The sequence below is a fragment of the Burkholderia pyrrocinia genome (genome assembly GCF_022809715.1).
Classification (GTDB): domain Bacteria; phylum Pseudomonadota; class Gammaproteobacteria; order Burkholderiales; family Burkholderiaceae; genus Burkholderia; species Burkholderia pyrrocinia_C.
In genome coordinates this window covers 2,764,329-2,782,283 of record NZ_CP094459.1, presented here as the reverse complement: position 1 = coordinate 2,782,283, position 17,955 = coordinate 2,764,329, and the positions used below count along the sequence as shown (strand labels likewise).

Below are 17,955 nucleotides of genomic sequence, written 5' to 3'. Positions count from 1 at the left end.
CCGGGCCGGAGGAGGGCTCAACCCGTGCAAATCGACATCCGTACCGCCACCGTCGCCGACGTGCCGCTGATCCTGCGCTTCATTACCGAGCTGGCCGTCTACGAGAAGGCGGAGCACGAAGTGATCGCGACGCCCGCGTCGCTCGAGCGCAGCCTGTTCGGCGAAGGATCGCCGGCGCGCGCGCTGATGTGCGAGGTCGACGGCGAGCCGGCCGGCTTCGCCGTGTATTTCTTCTCGTACTCGACGGCTTGCCCGGCAGGGGCTGTATCTCGAGGATCTGTACGTGTCGCCGCGTTTTCGCGGCGCGGGCGCCGGGTTGCGGCTGCTGAAGGCGCTCGCGCGGATCGCGGTCGAATCGGGCTGCGGGCGGTTCGAATGGAGCGTGCTCGACTGGAACGAGCCGGCGATCCGTTTCTACGAGAGCGTCGGCGCCGCGCCGCAGAGCGAATGGGTGCGTTACCGGCTCGCGGGCGACGAACTGCGCGCGTTCGCCGACGGCGCGCCGGTGAGCGCCGCGTAAACGCAAAACGGGCGCCCCGCGAGGCGCCCGTTCGCACGTCGTGCGTTGCGTACGTTACTTGAGGCTGCCCGACAGGAACCCGCGCAGGCGTTCGCTCTTCGGGTTGGCAAACACCTCGGCCGGCACGCCTTCTTCCTCGACGCGGCCCTGGTGCAGGAACATCACGTGGTTCGACACGTTGCGCGCAAAGCCCATCTCGTGCGTGACGACGATCATCGTGCGGCCTTCCTCGGCGAGCTTCTGCATCACCTTCAGCACTTCGCCCACCAGCTCCGGGTCGAGCGCCGACGTCGGCTCGTCGAACAGCATCACGTCCGGATGCATCGCCAGCGCGCGCGCGATCGCGACGCGCTGCTGCTGGCCGCCCGACAGGTGCGACGGATACTGCTTCTCGACGCGCGGCGCGAGGCCGACCTTCTCGAGATACGCGCGCGCACGATCCTCGGCTTCCTTCTTCGGGATGCCGAGCACGTTCACGGGCGCTTCCATCACGTTCTCGAGCACGTTCATGTGCGACCAGAGATTGAAGTGCTGGAACACCATCGACAGCTTGGTACGCACGCGCTGCAACTGCTTCGGATCGGCTGCGCGCAGCGCGCCGGCCTTGTCGAGGGCGGTGCGCACTTCCTCGCCGTCGACGAAGATGCGGCCGGCGTTCGGCTGTTCGAGGAAGTTGATGCAGCGGAGCATCGTGCTCTTGCCGGAGCCGGACGAGCCGATCACGCTGATCACGTCGCCGGCGTTCGCCTTCAGCGACACGCCCTTGAGCACCTCGTTGCTGCCGTAGCGTTTGTGGAGATCGTCGACGAAAAGCTTCTGGGTCTGGGAATTCATCAATAGTCCTGCGGAAACTTACTTGCCTTGCGGGCGCAGATACGCGAGCCAGCGGCGCTCGGCCTGGCGGAACAGCCACACGAGCGCGAACGAGATCACGAGGTAGAGCAGGGCGGCGATGCCGAACGCGTGGAACGACATGTAGGTAGCCGAGTTCACGTCGCGGGCGATCTTCAGGATGTCCGGCACGGTCGCGGTGAACGCCACCGTCGTCGCGTGCAGCATCAGGATCACTTCGTTGCTGTACAGCGGCAGCGCGCGGCGCAGCGCCGACGGCAGGATCACGCGGCGATACATCGTGAACGGCGTCATCCCGTACGCGCGCGCGGCTTCGATCTCGCCGTACGACGTCGCCTTGATCGCGCCCGCGAAGATCTCGGTGGTGTATGCGCAGGTGTTCAGCGTGAACGCGAGCAGCGTGCAGTGCATCCCGTCGCGGAAGAACGCGTCGAGCATCGGCGTGCCGCGCACGGCCTGCAGGCTGTAGAGGCCCGTGTAGCAGAGCAGCAGCTGCACGTAGAGCGGCGTGCCGCGGAACACGTACGTGTAGAGCCACACGGCGCTCGACAGCCACTTCCTCTTCGACACGCGCGCGACCGCGAGCGGCACCGACAGGCAGAAGCCGAGGCCGATCGACACGACCAGCAGCCACAGCGTGATCGCGACGCCGGTGATGCGATAGCCGTCGGTGTACAGATAGTTGCGCCAGTATTCTTGGATGAGTTCGATCATAGGTCAGCCTTGCGGACACCGGTCGAGTAGCGCTTTTCGAGCCACATCAGCACGAAGTTCGAGATCGTCGTGATGGCGAGGTAGACCGCTCCCGCGATCAGCGTGAAGAAGAAGAACCGCAGCGTGCCCTTGCCGGCGTCCTGCGACGCCTTCACGACGTCGGCCAGGCCGATGATCGACACGAGCGCGGTCGACTTCACGAGCACCTGCCAGTTGTTGCCGATGCCCGGCAGCGCGAAGCGCATCATCTGCGGGAACATGATCCGCGTGAACACCTGCCAGTTCGTCATCCCGTACGCGCTGCCGGCCTCGAGCTGGCCGCGCGGCACCGACAGGAACGCGCCGCGGAACGTCTCGGTGAAGTACGCGCCGTAGATGAAGCCGAGCACGAGCACGCCGGCGAGGAACGGGTCGATGTCGATCTGGTCCCAGCCGAGCGCGTCGGTCGCGATGTTCAGCCAGATCTGCAGGCTGTAGAACAGCAGCAGCATCAGCACGAGGTCGGGCACGCCGCGGATCAGCGTCGTGTAGACGGTGCCGATGCCGTGCGTCACGCGGTTGCGCGACAGCTTCGCGCCCGCGCCGAGCAGACCCAGCAGGAACGACAGCGCAAGCGAAAGCACCGCCAGTTTGACGGTTTGCCAGGTGCCTGCGAGGATCAGCGGGCCGTAACCTTGTAGAAACATATGTGGTCCCTGGTGTGGTCCCTGAGGGCGCACGCGGTGCGCCGCGAAAGACGCGCCCGCCAAGCTGCGCGGAACGCCCCGTGCGTATCATGACCGTCCGCCCCGGCAACGGTGCCGGGCCAGCCCGTCGCGCTAGCGGCGGGCAAGGGGGCGGGCGGCGCGTGGTTGACTGCCTGTACTGCCCGGATGCAGGGCCGCCCCCGCATCCGTTGCTTCTTTTTGTCCGCGCTCAGCGTGCCGAAGCCGAATAGACGCTGAACGAGAAGTACTTGTGCGACAGCCGGTCGTACGTGCCGTCCTTGTGCATGTCGGCCAGCGCGGTGTTGATCTTGAGCTTCAGGTCCGTATCTTCCTTGCGCAGGCCGATCGCGGTGCCGTCGCCGATCGTTTTCGGATCCTTCACTTCCGGTCCGGCGAATGCGAAGCCCTTGCCGCGCGGCGTGCGCAGGAAGCCGTAGTCGGCCTGCAGTTCGTCCTGCAGCGTCGCGTCGAGGCGGCCCGAGCCGAGATCGGTATAGACCTGGTCCTGATTCTGGTAAGGAATGACCGTCACGCCCTGCGGTTCCCAGTACGCCTTCGCGTAGGTTTCCTGCGTCGAGCCCTGCTCGACGCCGACGCGCTTGCCTTTCAGCGACGCGACCGTCGGCAGCAGCGGCGAGCCGGTCTTTGCGATCATCCGCGCCGGTGCGTCGTACACCTTGTCGGAGAAGTCGATCTGTTCGCGGCGCTTGTCCGTGACGGTCAGCGACGACACGATGACGTCGTACTTCTTCGCCTTCAGCGCCGGGATGATCCCGTCGAGGTCCTGCGCCACCCACACGCATTTCACGTTGATCCGCTTGCAGATCTCCTTGGTGAGATCGACGTCGAAACCGACGATCTCGCCGCTCGGAGCGGTCGACTCGAACGGCGGGTAGCTGGCATCGACGCCGATCCGCACGGTCTTCCACTCCTTCGCGAAGGCGCTGCCCGCCACGAGGGCGAGGGCGGCGCACAGGGCGGCCTTCTTCATTTCCATCCTTCTGTTGCTGACTTTCCGGGGCGCTCGCGGCCGGTCGGACCGGGCGCCGCGGCGTATTCTAGACGGCCAAAATTCGCCGATCGGCGTTCTGGCGATGGCGGCCGCCGGACGGGCGAACGCCAAAAGGGCGGTATTTTACCCGAACGCGATACCCGGAAAACGGCAATCCGGCGCGATAGATCGATTCTTCGATTCTGCGATTCGGCTGTTGCGGCAATCGCGGTATTCGCAACGAATATTTCGGCAATTGAATGTGCGGGTGCAACGATGCGGTGCGCGGGCGGCGGATTGTGGCGCCATCGGCGCGCCCCTACAGTGGAGGTAAACCCGCAAAGAGACCCCGCCTCCCGGAGTGCCCGCCCCATGTTCGAGATCCGTCGCGCCGCCGATCGCGACCAGCGCAGCCACGGCTGGCACGAATCCCATCACAGCTTTCCCGCCGCCGGTCGTGGCGCCGCGCCGGCGTTCGGCGCGCTGCGCGAACTGAGCGAGGAGTGCATCGCGCCGACCCGCGGCTTCGGCATGCGTCCGTACCGCGATGCGGAAATCGTCACCTACGTGCTCGACGGCGCGCTCGCGTACCGCGACAGCATGGGCAGCGGCGCGATCGTCCGCGCGGGCGGCGTGCAGCGCACGAGCGCCGGCACGGGCATCCTGCTGAGCGAAACCAATGCGTCGCGCGACCAGCCGCTGCGCCTGCTGCGGATCCGGCTCGCGCCAGCCGGGCCGGGCGGCCGGCCCGGCTATGCGCACGCGCGCTTCGCCGACGACGAGAAACGCGGCCGGCTGCGGCTCGTCGCGTCGCCGGACGGCGACGACGGCTCGCTGCCGGTGCGCGCGGATGCGCGAATCTTCGCGGGATGGATCGACGGGGACGAGCGGGCGGCGTTCGACGTGCCGGCCGGCCGCCGCGTTTATGCGCATGTGGCGCGCGGCGAGGTGGAGATCAACGGCCGCGCGCTGGCGGCGGGCGATGGCGCGGGCATCGGCGGCGTGGACGCGGTCACGTTCGCGCGCGGCCGGGCGGCCGAGGTGCTGCTGTTCGACGTTGCGTGAAACGAAAAAAGGGGACGCGGGCTGGTGCCCGCGTCCCCTTCGGCGCCGCTCCGCGGAGCGGCTTGCCGGCTTACTGCGCCGGCGCCGATGCGCCCTTGGCCGCACGATGCTGTTCCCAGCGCTCCTTCATCTTCTCGTGGCGCTGCTGCATCTGCGCGTACTGCTGCTTGAGCGCCGTGCTGACCGTGGTCTTCTGCTGGTCGTTCAGCCCGTTGTAGAACGCGAGCCACGCGGCGGACGTCTGTTCGCGCAGTTGCGCGTTCTGCTGTTCGGCCTGCTGGCGCGCGGCGTGCATCGCGTTCAGGTCGAGGATCGGCTGGTTCTGCTGCGCCTTGAACTGCTCGCGCATCTGCTCGTGGCTCTTGCGCATCGCATCACGGTTCTGCTTCATCGTGTTGACGGCCGTCTGCCATTGCTGTTCCTGCGACGCGTTGAGCTTCAGCTGGTCGTGCAGTTTCATGATCGCGCCGAACGGGCCGCCGTCGTGCCCGTGCATCTGGTGCATGCCGGGGCCGCCCGGCGGCGGCATGTCGGTGGGCGGCGCGGCATGCGCGGTGCCGAATGCGAGGGCGAGCACGGTGGCGGCCGCGATGGCCACGCGGGAAGTCTTCTTATACATTTCAGAAACTCCTTGTATCCAGAGGGTCCGGCGATGCGATACGGGGAAAGCCGCGTAACGCATCCGGTAAGACGCAGGTTAGCGATGCCGGCCCCGGCCGGTGTTACGTGGGGCGGCGGCCCGGTTACCGCGCATTACAGTTCCCTTGCGCCGTAACCCGCAGTAACCCTTTCATCCCTTTGTTTCGTTCTTCGACTCCGCCCTCGCGCGGTAAACTTCGAGCCATGACTACCCAGATCCTCATCGTCGACGACGACCAAGAACTCCGAGACCTGCTGCGCGACTATCTCGTGCGCCAGGGGATGGAAGTGTCCGTGCTGCACGACGCGGCGACGCTCGAGAAGCGTCTCGAGCGCGAGCGGCCCGACCTGATCGTGCTGGACCTGATGATGCCGGGCGTGGACGGCCTGACCGCGCTGCGCCAGTTGCGCGCGGCCGGCGACGACATTCCCGTGATCATGCTGACCGCGCGTGCGGACGACGTCGACCGCATCGTCGGGCTCGAACTCGGCGCCGACGACTACCTCGGCAAGCCGTTCAACCCGCGCGAGCTGCTCGCGCGCGTGCAGGCCGTGCTGCGCCGCCGCCGCGCGACGCCGTCGGCGGCCGCGCCCGAACAGCGCGAGCCGTTCGCGTTCGGCCGCTTCGTGCTCGACTTCCAGGCGCGCACGCTGTCGGTCGACGGCAAGCCGGCGACGCTGTCGAGCAGTGAATTCGCGCTGCTGAAGATCTTCGTGAACCATGCGCTGCGCACGCTCACGCGCGAGCGGCTGCTCGAGCTGCTGCACGGGCCCGAGTACGACGGCACCGACCGCGGCATCGACGTCCAGGTGTGGCGCCTGCGCCGCATCCTCGAAACTGATCCGTCGACGCCGCGCTTCATCCAGACGGTCCGCGGGCGCGGCTACGTGTTCGTGCCCGACGGCGAGGCCCATGCGCAAACCCATTGATTCGCTGTTCGGGCGGCTCGCGCTGCTCGTCGTTGGCGTCCTGCTCCTGTCGCACTTCGCGTGGTTTTTCGCGATGCGGCTCGAGCGCAACCAGATGCAGACGCGCTACGCGGTCGAGGAGGCCGCGTTCCTGGTCGACGCGGTGCGCCAGCACGTCGAGCGCACGCCCGACCAGCCGTTGCCGTCGCGCGTGCGGCTCGTGACGCCGGACAGCGCCGACGTGCCGAACGGCGATCTGTCGAACCTGCCGGCGGCGCTCAAGCGGTTCCGCGACGATGTCAGCGAGCGGATGCCGCCCGGTACGCGCGTCGAGATCGGCGCGCCGGGCCATCCGCCGGTGCTGTGGGTCAAGGAGCCGACCGACCGCAACTGGATCGTGGTGCCCGTGCAGCCGCTGCGTCCGCCGCGCTCGCTGGACCGGATGCTGCTATGGCTCGGCACGATCTTCTCGGCCGGCGTGATCGCCGCGCTGTTCGCGGCCTGGCAGCTGCAGCAGCCGCTGCGCTCGCTCGCGCGCGCGGTCGCGCGCTTCGGCCGCGGGCAGCCGGTGCCGCCGCTGCGCGAGCGCGGCCCGCGCGAGCTGCGCCAGCTCACGCATGGCTTCAACCAGATGGTCGAGCAGGTGTCGCAGGCCGACAACGACCGCGCGGTGATGCTGGCGGGCGTCGCGCACGACCTGCGCACGCCGCTTGCGCGGATGCGCCTGCGCGCGGAAATGATGGACGACGCGCGCTTGCGCGACGGCGTCGTGCGCGACGTCGACTCGATGTCGCACATCGTCGACCAGTTTCTGGTGTTTGCGCACGGCGGGTCCGATCGCAGCGAGCCGGTGCCGGTCGACCAGGCGTGCGAGCGGATCGCACGCAGCTATCGCGCGGTCGCGCCGAACGCGCCGACGGTCCAGACGCGGCTCGACGCCGATCCGGGCTTCCGGCTGCCGACGGCGACGCTCGACCGGATCCTGTCGAACCTGCTGGACAACGCGCATGCGTACGGCGCACCGCCCGTATTCGTCGAGACGGCGCGCACGCCGACCGGCTACGTGCTGGCGGTCAGCGACAGCGGCGGCGGGATTGCGCCGCGCGACCTCGCGGTCGCGACGCGGCCGTTCGTGCGGCTCGACCCCGCGCGCGGCGGCAACGGCCACAGCGGGCTCGGGCTCGCGATCGTCGAGCGGCTCGTGCTCAGGCTGGGCGGGGCGTGCGACATCGGCAACCGCCCCGAAGGCGGCCTGCGCGTCGCGATGACGTTCCCGTTCGAGGTCGTGCCGAAGGACGAACCCCACGCACAGGCCGCATAAGCGGCTGCGGCGCCTGCCCGGGCCGGCAAGCGCCGCGCGGCATCATTCGCCGAACAGCGTGCCGAGCGTCTCGGCCGCGTTGCTGTCGATCGTGTTGTAGGTCACGGTGGTGGCCTCGAAGATGTAGACGGTCGTATAGCGGCCGAGGCGCTCCAGGATTTCCTCCTGCAGCGATTCCGGCACGACGTTCATGTTCAGGTACCACGCCGTCGACGACAGCCGCGTCTGGAACGACCCATACTCCTGCATCAGTTCGTAGAACGCGTCGGCATCCTGATCGCGGCAGACGATCACCAAGTTTCCTGCCATTCCCTTCCTCCCGCTCGTCGATCGATCCCCGGGGTCTGTTTACCTATGGAGCGCGCATGCGTTGCCACGAGAACGGCCGCAACAGACCCCGGGGGCTAGCCCCGATCATACCCGCTTCGCCTCGTCCGGCTGTTGATGCCCGGCACGGTTTGCACCCGCGTGCCGCTGGCGGGTTCACGGCCGGCCCGGATCACGGCATAATTCGGGCCTGCATGCCGGCCGAAGGACTGCGGCCGGGCTGCTCCGTACCGTGCACCCGCCGTCCGCCCGCGCGCCGGGCACGATCCGTGCGCCGCCTGCGCGCCGTCCCCGGACGGTTGTACCTGAAATACAGGTTGGTGTAGTGTCGTGCCGTCGCGGGCCGACTCGACCGCGACCGCGCGGGGCGCAGCTTGCACGCACGGCGCATTGCGCCCGCGCGAGATCGTCAGTCAATCGAATTACCGCGCCCGTGCGCTTTGCCATGAATCAACATCGACTGCCGGCTTCGTTCGGCCTTACCGGGGAGGGCGCCTGATGGACGTCGGATTCTTCAATCCGAACCGGACCGCCAACGCGTCCGCGTGGCGCGTTCTGCCGAACCGGTGGGACTTCATCGCGTTTCCGCTGATCATCTGCCTGATCGCAATGGCGGTCGTCGGCTTCCACGAAACGATGGCGCCGATCGGCGTGCTGCAGACGCAGAAGATCTCGCTCGATCCGTCGAACCTGCCCGAATACGCGTTGCGCACCACGCTGCGGATGCTGGCCGCGATGGTCGCGGCGCTCGTGTTTACGCTCGTCTACGGTACGCTCGCGGCCAAGAGCCGCCGCGCGGGCATGGTGCTGATCCCGATCCTCGACATCCTGCAGTCGGTGCCGGTGCTCGGGTTCATCTCGTTTACGGTCACGTTCTTCCTCGCGCTGTTCCCGAGCCGGGTGCTCGGCGCGGAGCTTGCGGCGATCTTCGCGATCTTCACGAGCCAGGCGTGGAACATGACGTTCAGCTTCTACCAGTCGCTGCGCACGGTGCCGCGCGATCTCGACGAAGTGTCGCGGGGCTTCCACCTGACTTCCTGGCAGCGCTTCTGGAAGCTCGAGGTGCCGTTCTCGATGCCGGGCCTGATCTGGAACATGATGATGTCGATGTCGGGCGGCTGGTTCTTCGTCGTCGCGTCGGAGGCGATCACCGTCGGCAACCAGACGATCACGCTGCCGGGGATCGGTGCGTATCTCGCGCAGGCCATCTCGGACAAGAACTTCGGCGCGATCGGCTGGGTGATCCTCACGATGACGGTCGTGATCCTCGCCTATGACCAGTTCCTGTTCCGCCCGCTCGTCGCGTGGGCCGACAAGTTCCGGATGGAGAACACGAGCTCGGGCAATGCGCCGGAGTCCTGGCTGCTCGACCTCGTGCGCCGCACGCGCCTGATCCATCAACTGCTCGTGCCGGCCGGCTGGTTCTTCGCCAAGGCGGCGCGGATTCCGCTGCGCCTGCCGCTGTCGGGCGCGATGCGCTTCACGCTGCCGCGCGTCGAGAAGAAGGCGTCGCGCACGGTCGACATCGCATGGGCGACCCTCGTGCTGATCGGCACGGCCTATATCGTGTGGCGGGTCGTCAGTTTCGTTTCGACCGGCGTGACGATGGCCGAGGTCGGTCACGTGCTCATGCTCGGGCTCATCACGCTGCTGCGCGTGGTCGTGCTGATCGCGGTCGCGTCCGTGATCTGGGTGCCGATCGGCGTGTGGGTCGGGCTGCGCCCGAGGCTGGCCGAGAAGCTGCAGCCGCTCGCGCAGTTCCTTGCCGCGTTCCCGGCCAACCTGCTGTTCCCGGTGTTCGTGATCGTGATCGCGCGCTTCCACCTGAACCCCGACATCTGGCTGTCGCCGCTGATCGTGCTCGGCACGCAGTGGTATATCCTGTTCAACGTGATCGCCGGCGCAACGTCCTACCCGAACGACTATCGCGAAGCGGCGACGAACTTCCGCATCCGCGGCTGGCAGTGGTGGCGGCAGGCGATTCTGCCCGGCATCTTCCCGTACTACGTGACCGGCGCGATCACCGCATCGGGCGGCGCGTGGAACGCGAGCATCGTGTCGGAAGCCGTGCAGTGGGGCAACACCAAGATCGAGGCGCACGGCCTCGGCGCGTACATCGCGCAAACGACCGCCGCCGGCGACTTTCCGAAGATCATCCTGGGCATCGCCGTGATGTCCCTGTTCGTCACCCTGTTCAACCGTCTGCTGTGGCGTCCGCTGTATGCCTTCGCCGAAGCGAAGCTGCGGCTCGACTGAGACCGATTGAGAGCGAAACGCGATGCACAATCCGAATGCTGTAAACGCCCCCGTCCAGACGTCCCAGCCGCCGCGCCTCGGCGAGGAAATCCTGCGCGTCGATCACGTCTGCCGCGGTTTCAACAAGACGCAGGGCGAGCTGCTCGTGCTCGACGACGCGAACCTGTCGCTGCGCGAAGGCGAGATCGTCGGGCTGCTCGGCCGTTCGGGCTCGGGCAAGTCGACGCTGCTGCGAATCATCGCCGGGCTGATCGAGCCGACCGGCGGTGAAGTGACCTACCTCGGCCAGCCGCTGCGCGGCCCGGCCGAAGGCGTCGCGATGGTGTTCCAGACCTTCGCGCTGTTCCCGTGGCTGACCGTGCTGCAGAACGTGGAGGCCGGCCTCGAGGCGCTCGGCGTCGGCGCGCGCGAGCGGCGCGAGCGCGCGCTGGCCGCGATCGACCTGATCGGTCTCGACGGTTTCGAGAACGCGTACCCGCGCGAGCTGTCGGGCGGCATGCGCCAGCGCGTCGGTTTTGCGCGCGCACTCGTCGTCGATCCGACGATCCTGCTGATGGACGAACCGTTCTCGGCGCTCGACGTGCTGACCGCCGAAACGCTGCGTACCGACCTGCTCGACCTGTGGACGCAGGGCCGGATGCCGATCAAGTCGGTGCTGATCGTCACGCACAACATCGAGGAAGCCGTGTTCATGTGCGACCGGATTCTCGTGCTGTCGTCGAATCCGGGCCGCGTGATCGCCGAGATCAAGGTGCCGTTCAAGCACCCGCGCAACCGGCTCGATCCGGCGTTCCGCAAGCTCGTCGACGATATCTACGCGAAGATGACGGCCCGCCAGACCGGCGAGGCGACGAAGAAGGGGCTCGAGCTCGGCAGCTGGCTGCCGCAGGTGTCGACCAACCTGATGGCCGGCCTGATCGAAACGCTCGCGATGGCGCCGTACCACGGCCGCGCGGACATGCCGGAAATCGCGCGCACGCTGCATCTGGAAGTCGACGATCTGTTTCCGATCGCCGAAGTGCTGCAGTACCTCGGTTTCGCGGACGTGCGGGAAGGCGACGTGTTCCTGACGCCGCCGGGGCGCGTGTTCGCGGAATTCGGCACGCAGGAGCGCAAGCTGATGTTCGCGGATCACCTGCTGAAGCACGTGCCGCTGGCCGCACGGATCAAGAAGGTGCTGAACGAGCGCCCGGGCCATCGTGCGCCGCGTGTGCGCTTCGAGCAGGAGCTCGAGGATTCCCTGTCGGACGGCGCGGCCGAGGAAACGCTCGACGCGGTGATCGACTGGGGCCGTTACGGCGAGATCTTCTCGTACAACGATCAGACCGAGATCTTCAGCCTCGAGGACGTCGAGTCCTGATCGATCGTGCCGGGCCGTGCGGCCCGGCAGCCGCGTGCGCCGCGCCGCACGCATCACGCGCGGCGCATCGCCCAGTTACTGCAAATTGCCCCAGCGGTCGACGGCCGGTTCGGCCGACGCCCACTTCCAGTGCGTGCCTTGCTGGCACGCATTCGCGAAATACCAGTCGGCCTTGTCGCCGTCCTTCACCGAGAACGCGAATTCCTTGCACAGCGCGAGCGCCGACGAGTACGCGCGCGTGACGCGCACTTCGCCTTCGCCGTTTTCCAGCGGCAGCGTGTTCTTCACCTTCCACGGTTTCACTTCGCCGACGGCCAGGCTGCCGGCTGCCTTCGCGATCGCGTCCTGCTGGTTCTGATGGAGCTGCTTCATCGTGCGGTTGACGGCCTCGTCGGTCGCGGCCTGCACGGCAATCCCGACGCCGACGCCGACCGCCGGGTTCGCGGTGACGAGGCCCGTTGCCGCGCCGGCGAGCGCGCCGCTCGCCGCGCCGACCGACCCGCAGCCCGACAGCGTGGCCGCCGCCGCGCAAAGCGCGCCGATCGCCGCGATACGGATCGCGACGCTCATTGCAGCGCGCCCCAGCGTTCGGTTGCCGGTTCGGCCGACGCCCATTTCCATACGGGGCCGTCGCGGCAGATGGTGGCGACGTAGAACGCCGATTGCGCAGCCTTGTCGGCCTTCGCGGGCGTGTCGACCGCGAACACGATTTCCTTGCAGTCGAGCGGACCGACGCTGATCGTCCGGCTGACCGTCACGCGGCCCTGCTCGTCGTCCTCGATGGGGAACGAGTGGTGCGTCGACCACGGCGCGACGCCGCCCACGTCGAGCGGGCCGGCCGCCTTCGCGATCTGTTCCTGCGTATAGCGGTGCGCGACGCGCTGCGAGTACTGGACACCCGCACGCGCGCCGGCCACGGCGCCGAGGCCGATGCCCGTCGCGACGGCGGCGTTGTTGGTGACCTTGGAAGCGATCGCGGCGCCCGCGATACCGGCACCGGCTGTCGCGCCTTCGCTGTACAGCGAGTTGCAGCCGGACAGCAGTGCAGCCGTGGCGAGTGCGGCCAGCACGACGCGCGCCGGCATGGCCCGGCGCGACAATTCGAAACGAGTGTTCATCCCTGAATGCAAGTCCTGTCTGGGTGAGCGGCGACGCATGCGCGCCCCATGCCGCGTCATTGTTTCGCAATTGTCATGGGAAAAATGCAAAGCTTTGACAAATCGCCGGACGGCATGCCGCGCGTGCGCGCGGCGCTATTTTCGGACAGGTGGCTGACGAGGGGTCGAAACGTTACAAATTGAAGGTAATTGTTACCTTGGCGCGCAAAGAACCGACCTAGACTGTTTTGTTATGGAATGTTTCTACGACGGCTTCGAGCCGCACCGCATATGAGACACCCAGCCATGCGCCGTTCGAAACGGTTTTCGCACCGGCCACCCGACGCGGGAGCAGACCAACCGCGTCCGCACACCGACGCACCATCCGCACCGCCTGCCGGCGCGCCCGGCGAGACGCCGTCCGACGGCGATCACAACCAGGGCGGCGCCCGCCCGGAAGGGCTCGACTATCAACGCGACCTCGGCCAGGAGCAGGACGCTTGATCCCGTCGTCGCATTCCGCTGCCGCATTTCATTGCATTTCTCGGAACTGAATCGCCGCGCGGCCGCCTTCGGGCAGCCGCGTCCGCCTTGGCGCGCGCGCCGCGCCAGCCAATCGAATCGAGGAGGGGAAGCCGCATGAGCAGATTGATCGTGGTATCGAACCGTGTCGCCGCCGGCGAGGACACGCGCCCGAGCGCGGGCGGCCTCGCCGTCGGCGTGATGGACGCGCTGAAGGAAACGGGCGGCGTCTGGTTCGGCTGGAACGGCGAGATCGTCGGTGCACCGGACGCCGAGCCCGCGATCCAGCGGGACGGCAACGTGACCTACGCGACGGTCGGGCTGACCCGGCGTGACTACGACCAGTACTACCGCGGCTTCTCGAACGCGACGCTGTGGCCGGTGTTCCATTACCGCGGCGATCTTGCGCGCTTCGACCGGCAGGAGTACGCAGGGTATCTGCGCGTGAACGCGATGCTCGCGAAGCAGCTCGCCGCGCTGCTGCGGCCCGACGACCTGATCTGGGTACACGACTACCATCTGCTGCCGTTCGCGCATTTCCTGCGCGAGCTCGGCGTGAAGAACCCGATCGGCTTCTTCCTGCACATCCCGTTTCCGTCGCCCGACATGCTGCGCCTCGTGCCGCCGCACGAGGAACTCGTGAAGTTCATGTGCGCGTACGACGTCGCGGGCTTCCAGACCGATGCCGACAAGCAGGCGTTCACCGATTACATCGAGCGGCGCGGCATAGGCGCGGCGAGCGACGACGGGATGCTGCACGCGCACGGCCGCGTCGTGAAGGTCGCCGCCTATCCGATCGGCGTGCATCCGGACGCGATTGCGCAGGCGGCCGTCCAGTACGGCGCGCGCAAGCCGGTGAAGATGCTGCGCGAGGCGCTCGACGGCCGCAAGCTCGTGATGAGCGTCGACCGCCTCGATTATTCGAAGGGGCTCGTCGAGCGCTTCCAGTCGTTCGAACGAATGCTCGCGAACGCTCCGGGCTGGCAGGGGCGCGTGTCGCTCGTGCAGATCGCTCCACCGACGCGTTCCGACGTGCAGACCTACCAGGACATCCGCGAAACGCTCGAAGGCGAAGCCGGACGCATCAACGGCCGTTTTTCGCAGCTCGACTGGACGCCGATCCAGTACCTGAACCGCAAGTACGAGCGCAACCTGCTGATGGCGTTCTTCCGGATGTCGCAAGTCGGCTACGTGACGCCGCTGCGCGACGGGATGAATCTCGTCGCGAAGGAGTACGTCGCGTCGCAGGATCCGGCCGATCCGGGCGTGCTCGTGCTGTCGGAGTTCGCGGGTGCGGCGGCCGAGCTGACCGGCGCGCTTCTCGTCAATCCGTACGACCTGTCGCAGATGGCCGAGGCGCTCGAGCGCGCGCTGTCGATGCCGCTCGCGGAGCGCCAGGCGCGTCACGAGGAGAACCTCGCGCGGCTGCGGGAGAACGACCTGTCGGTCTGGCGCGATACGTTCGTCGCCGACTTGCGCAGTGTCGCGGCGGCCGTATCGGTCACGCAGCGCGCGGGCCGGCGGGTCGCGCATGCGTGAGTTCGCGCAGGGAGCCGGGGCCGAGCGCGAAGACGCTACCGACGACGCCACCGGCCGTTTCTTCGTTGTGACGGGCGGCCCGGGCTCGGGCAAGAGCACGTTGCTCGACGCGCTCGAGCGCGCCGGTTTCGCGCGCTCGCAGGAGGCCGGGCGAGGCGTGATCCGCGACCAGGTGGCCGTCGACGGCCACGCGCTGCCGTGGCGCGACCCGGCCGCGTTCGCCGAGCTGATGCTGAGCTGGGAGATGCGCTCGTACCATCTCGCGCGGCATGCGCGCGGGCCCGTGTTCTTCGACCGCGGCGTGCCGGACGTGGTCGGCTATTTGCGGCTGACGGGGCTGGCCGTGCCCGCGCACGCGGAAGCCGCGGCGCGCCGTTTCCGTTATCACCGGCGCGTGTTCATCGCGCCGCCCTGGCCGGACATCTATGCGCAGGACACCGAGCGCCGGCAGGATTTCGCGGAAGCCGTGCGCACCTACGACGCGATGGTCGATTGCTATACGTCGTACGGGTACCGGCTGATCGAGTTGCCGCGCGTGAGCGTGAAGGCGCGCGTGCGCTTCGTGATGGACGCGCTCGACGCCGCCTGACGCGCGGGGGCGCCTGTGGGGGCGGCGCGCGTTGGTGTCAGGCCGCCGCGTCCGGCCGCGGCGACGCGATGCGCAGCATGCTCACGACCGCGGCCACCGCCGCGAAGGCCGTAGCGACATAGAGCGCGACCGTCGGCCCGCGATCGGGCGCGAGCCCGAAAATCAGCGCGACGAGCGCGGCGCCGAGCGTCTGGCCCGTCAGTCGCGCGGTGCTCAGCATGCCGCCGGCGCCGCCGCTGCGCTCGCGCGGCGCCGACGACAGCATCGCGCGGTTGTTCGGCGACTGGAACAATCCGAAGCCTGCGCCGCACAGCGCCATCCGCCACACGATGTCGACGGTGCCCGGGTGCGCGCCGATCGTCGCGAGCGACAGCAGCCCGGCCGCGAACAGCGCGAGCCCGATCCCGCCGAGGATGCCGGCCGAATAGCGGTCCGACAGCACGCCCGCGAGCGGCGCGGCGAACACGATCACGAGCGGCCACGGCGTCATGTACAGGCCGGTCTCGACCTGCGAGAAGCCGAGCGAATTCTGCAGCCAGAACGGCAGCGCGACGAACGCGAGCATCTGCGACGTGAACGACGCCGTCGACGTATAGACCGACAGCGCGAACATCGGGATGCGCATCAGGTCGACGGGCAAAAGCGGCGCCGGCTGCGACAGTTGGCGTTTCACGAAGAAGTAGCCGACGACGAACGCGACGATCAGCTCGGCCGCGACGTACACATGACGTTCGCCGTGGCCGAGCCCGTCGACGGCCGTGATCAGCAGGCCGAACACGCACGCGTTCATCAGCGCGCTCGGAAAATCGTACGGCGCGTCGTGCAGCGGGTTGGCCGGCAGCGCGCGCAGGCTGCCGAGTACCGCGGCGATGCCGATCGGCACGTTGACCGCGAACAGCCACGGCCACGACGCGAACGACAGGATCGCGGACGCGACCGTCGGCCCGATCGCCGACGACAGCGCGACCACCATCGCATTGATCGACAGGCCGCGCCCGAGCATCGACGAAGGGTAGATCATCCGCACGAGCGCCGCGTTGACGCTCATGATGCCGGCCGCACCGAAGCCCTGGATCACGCGCATCACGGCCAGCATCGGCAGCGAGCCGGCGAGCGCGCAGCCGAGCGACGCCGCGGTGAACAGCGCGAGCCCGGCGATGTAGATGCGGCGATAGCCGATGCGCTCGCCGAGCGACGCGAGCGGCAGCAGCGTGATCGTGACCGCGAGCTGGTACGCGTTGACGATCCAGATCGACGCGGCGTCGGATGCGTGCAGGTCGCGCGCGATGGTCGGCAGTGCGACGTTCGCGATCGCGCCGTCGAGCACGGCGAGCGTGATGCCCAGTGCGACGCAGACGATCGCCCAGTAGCGTTGCGGAAGCGGCAGGCCGGTATCGGCGTTCATGGCGGGAGCGAAAGCGTGGTTGTCCGCGCGCCCGGTTGCCGGTTGCGTGCGCAACCATGCGAAAGGGCGGGGGCGGCGATGAACGGCCCGGCCCGCGCGGCTGCGCCGGACCGGGGCCGGTCGAGTGTATCACCGGGCCGCATTGCGCGACGCCGGCGCGCGCGGCTGCCGGCCGGCGCGGGCACTCAGCCTTCGAAGTCGAGGCCGCCGAGCCGCACGAGCGGGTCGGCCTGCGTGCGCGACGCGAGATCGATGTCGCGCGCGCCCTGCCACGCGCCCAGCTTTTTCGGCAGCGCGGCCAGGTAGTGCTCGAAGCGCTGCGGGCCGTCCGGCTCCATCAGCCGCTCGATTTCATCGGTGTCCCAGGTCAGCTCGAGATTCAGCGGATGCACGAAGCCGCTCACATGCTCGTGCGGCGCGCTGCGGATCTGTACGCGCGTCGGGTGCCCGTGCCCGCCGTACGGGACGACGTCGGTCAGCACGTGATCGGTGAAGAAGGCGGCGATTGCCTGCGCGATGCGCGGCGCGAATTCGGTATCGAAACGGCGGGCGGTTTCGGGCTGCATGAAGGCGTCTCCTGTGTGCCGAAAATCGTAGCACGGCGGCGATGCGATTCGGTGTGCGTGATACGCGTAATGGCGCGTTACCACTTGCTGCATCTATTACGGCCGCGTGCCGCCACAATGCATCGCATCCAGTACCACTTCGCGTGGGAGTCCATCATGAAAAAGATTGCCGCAGTGTGTGTCCTCGCCGGTTCGCTCGCCGTGGCGGGCCCGGCGTCAGCGCATGGCCGCGACGGCGGCGCCGTCATCGGCGCGTTGATCGGCGGCGCGGTGCTGGGCGCGATCGTGACGTCCGCGATGAATCCGCCCGTCGCGTACCAGGCGCCCGTCTACCAGGCACCGGCCTATCAGCCGCCGACGTACTATCAGGCGCCTGCGTACCAGCAGCCTGCCTATCCGACCTACCAGCAGGCGGAGTATCAGGACGACGGCCCGAACTATTGCTACGACCGCTACCAGCGCGCGTACGTGTGCGGTGCGCCGGTGTCGCGCGGCTATGCGCAGCCGGCCGGGTGGTAAGCGGGCACGCATGTGGCGTGCGGGCAGGGCGGCGCGGGATCGCTGATATCGCCTGAC

General features: G+C 68.1%; 19 protein-coding genes and 1 pseudogene. 10 read left to right on the top strand and 10 right to left on the bottom strand.

The window, feature by feature from the left end; translation table 11 throughout:
- Positions 1-24: 24 nt before the first annotated feature.
- Positions 25-520: pseudogene (locus tag MRS60_RS12860) on the top strand (N-acetyltransferase family protein).
- 54 nt (positions 521-574) lie between these two features.
- Here the strand turns inward: MRS60_RS12860 and MRS60_RS12855 are convergent.
- The 4 genes from MRS60_RS12855 to MRS60_RS12840 form a co-directional block, all read right to left on the bottom strand.
- Positions 575-1,354, bottom strand: coding sequence for an ABC transporter ATP-binding protein (locus tag MRS60_RS12855; RefSeq protein WP_034184764.1), 780 nt, complete (start codon positions 1,352-1,354; stop codon positions 575-577).
- 18 nt (positions 1,355-1,372) lie between these two features.
- Positions 1,373-2,086: an ABC transporter permease gene (locus tag MRS60_RS12850; protein WP_034184765.1), complete on the bottom strand. Its 714-nt coding sequence runs from the start codon at positions 2,084-2,086 to the stop codon at positions 1,373-1,375.
- Positions 2,083-2,772, bottom strand: a complete 690-nt coding sequence (locus MRS60_RS12845) for an ABC transporter permease (RefSeq protein WP_034184766.1) — start codon at positions 2,770-2,772, stop codon at positions 2,083-2,085. The genes MRS60_RS12850 and MRS60_RS12845 overlap by 4 nt, the downstream gene beginning before the upstream one ends.
- 229 nt (positions 2,773-3,001) lie before the next feature.
- Positions 3,002-3,784, bottom strand: a complete 783-nt coding sequence (locus tag MRS60_RS12840) for an ABC transporter substrate-binding protein (protein WP_034184916.1) — start codon at positions 3,782-3,784, stop codon at positions 3,002-3,004.
- A gap of 372 nt (positions 3,785-4,156) precedes the next feature.
- Here MRS60_RS12840 and MRS60_RS12835 point away from each other — a divergent pair, with 372 nt between their 5' ends.
- A complete protein-coding gene (locus tag MRS60_RS12835; RefSeq protein ID WP_243564795.1) occupies positions 4,157-4,849 on the top strand; it encodes a pirin family protein in 693 nt (230 codons plus the stop codon).
- A 70-nt stretch (positions 4,850-4,919) separates the two neighbouring features.
- Here MRS60_RS12835 and MRS60_RS12830 read toward each other — a convergent pair whose 3' ends face one another.
- The gene (locus tag MRS60_RS12830) at positions 4,920-5,468 is read right to left on the bottom strand and encodes a Spy/CpxP family protein refolding chaperone (protein ID WP_034184768.1); all 549 of its coding nucleotides are present in this window, start codon (positions 5,466-5,468) and stop codon (positions 4,920-4,922) included.
- A gap of 224 nt (positions 5,469-5,692) precedes the next feature.
- Between MRS60_RS12830 and MRS60_RS12825 the strand changes: the two genes are divergently transcribed.
- Positions 5,693-6,418 carry a response regulator gene (locus tag MRS60_RS12825; RefSeq protein ID WP_009693256.1) on the top strand — a complete coding sequence of 242 codons (726 nt, stop codon included), beginning with the start codon at positions 5,693-5,695 and terminating at the stop codon, positions 6,416-6,418.
- Entirely contained in the window at positions 6,402-7,718 is a 1,317-nt protein-coding gene (locus tag MRS60_RS12820; RefSeq protein ID WP_105392925.1) for an ATP-binding protein, read from the top strand. The genes MRS60_RS12825 and MRS60_RS12820 overlap by 17 nt, the downstream gene beginning before the upstream one ends.
- 42 nt (positions 7,719-7,760) lie before the next feature.
- Here the strand turns inward: MRS60_RS12820 and MRS60_RS12815 are convergent, their stop codons facing one another.
- Positions 7,761-8,027 (bottom strand): hypothetical protein, encoded by a 267-nt coding sequence (locus MRS60_RS12815; protein WP_011545926.1) that lies wholly within the window; start codon positions 8,025-8,027, stop codon positions 7,761-7,763.
- A 516-nt stretch (positions 8,028-8,543) separates the two neighbouring features.
- On the opposite strand from MRS60_RS12815, the gene MRS60_RS12810 reads away from it, so the two are divergent.
- On the top strand, positions 8,544-10,301 hold the full coding sequence (locus MRS60_RS12810; RefSeq protein ID WP_034184770.1) for an ABC transporter permease: 1,758 nt from the start codon (positions 8,544-8,546) through the stop codon (positions 10,299-10,301).
- Between the two features lie 22 nt (positions 10,302-10,323).
- The gene (locus tag MRS60_RS12805) at positions 10,324-11,661 is read left to right on the top strand and encodes an ABC transporter ATP-binding protein (RefSeq protein ID WP_034184771.1); all 1,338 of its coding nucleotides are present in this window, start codon (positions 10,324-10,326) and stop codon (positions 11,659-11,661) included.
- Positions 11,662-11,736: 75 nt separating this feature from the next.
- Here MRS60_RS12805 and MRS60_RS12800 read toward each other — a convergent pair whose 3' ends face one another.
- On the bottom strand, positions 11,737-12,231 hold the full coding sequence (locus tag MRS60_RS12800) for a hypothetical protein (protein WP_175749798.1): 495 nt from the start codon (positions 12,229-12,231) through the stop codon (positions 11,737-11,739).
- The gene (locus tag MRS60_RS12795; RefSeq protein WP_051983857.1) at positions 12,228-12,779 is read right to left on the bottom strand and encodes a hypothetical protein; all 552 of its coding nucleotides are present in this window, start codon (positions 12,777-12,779) and stop codon (positions 12,228-12,230) included. Before MRS60_RS12795 ends, MRS60_RS12800 begins: the two co-directional genes overlap by 4 nt.
- 285 nt (positions 12,780-13,064) lie before the next feature.
- Here MRS60_RS12795 and MRS60_RS12790 point away from each other — a divergent pair, with 285 nt between their 5' ends.
- The 3 genes from MRS60_RS12790 (at position 13,065) to MRS60_RS12780 (ending at position 15,408) form a co-directional block, all read left to right on the top strand.
- Entirely contained in the window at positions 13,065-13,262 is a 198-nt protein-coding gene (locus MRS60_RS12790) for a hypothetical protein (RefSeq protein ID WP_105393780.1), read from the top strand.
- Positions 13,263-13,397: 135 nt separating this feature from the next.
- Complete coding sequence (gene otsA / locus MRS60_RS12785; protein WP_175749797.1) at positions 13,398-14,819, top strand: alpha,alpha-trehalose-phosphate synthase (UDP-forming); 1,422 nt, start codon at positions 13,398-13,400, stop codon at positions 14,817-14,819.
- Positions 14,812-15,408 (top strand): AAA family ATPase, encoded by a 597-nt coding sequence (locus MRS60_RS12780; RefSeq protein WP_034184776.1) that lies wholly within the window; start codon positions 14,812-14,814, stop codon positions 15,406-15,408. The genes otsA and MRS60_RS12780 overlap by 8 nt, the downstream gene beginning before the upstream one ends.
- Positions 15,409-15,445: 37 nt before the next feature.
- On the opposite strand, the gene MRS60_RS12775 is transcribed toward MRS60_RS12780, so the two are convergent.
- Positions 15,446-16,813: an MFS transporter gene (locus MRS60_RS12775; RefSeq protein WP_034184777.1), complete on the bottom strand. Its 1,368-nt coding sequence runs from the start codon at positions 16,811-16,813 to the stop codon at positions 15,446-15,448.
- Positions 16,814-16,998: 185 nt separating this feature from the next.
- Positions 16,999-17,379, bottom strand: coding sequence for a DUF5594 family protein (locus MRS60_RS12770; RefSeq protein WP_034184778.1), 381 nt, complete (start codon positions 17,377-17,379; stop codon positions 16,999-17,001).
- A gap of 117 nt (positions 17,380-17,496) precedes the next feature.
- On the opposite strand from MRS60_RS12770, the gene MRS60_RS12765 reads away from it, so the two are divergent.
- Positions 17,497-17,898 (top strand): hypothetical protein, encoded by a 402-nt coding sequence (locus MRS60_RS12765; RefSeq protein WP_034184779.1) that lies wholly within the window; start codon positions 17,497-17,499, stop codon positions 17,896-17,898.
- Positions 17,899-17,955 lie beyond the last annotated feature (57 nt).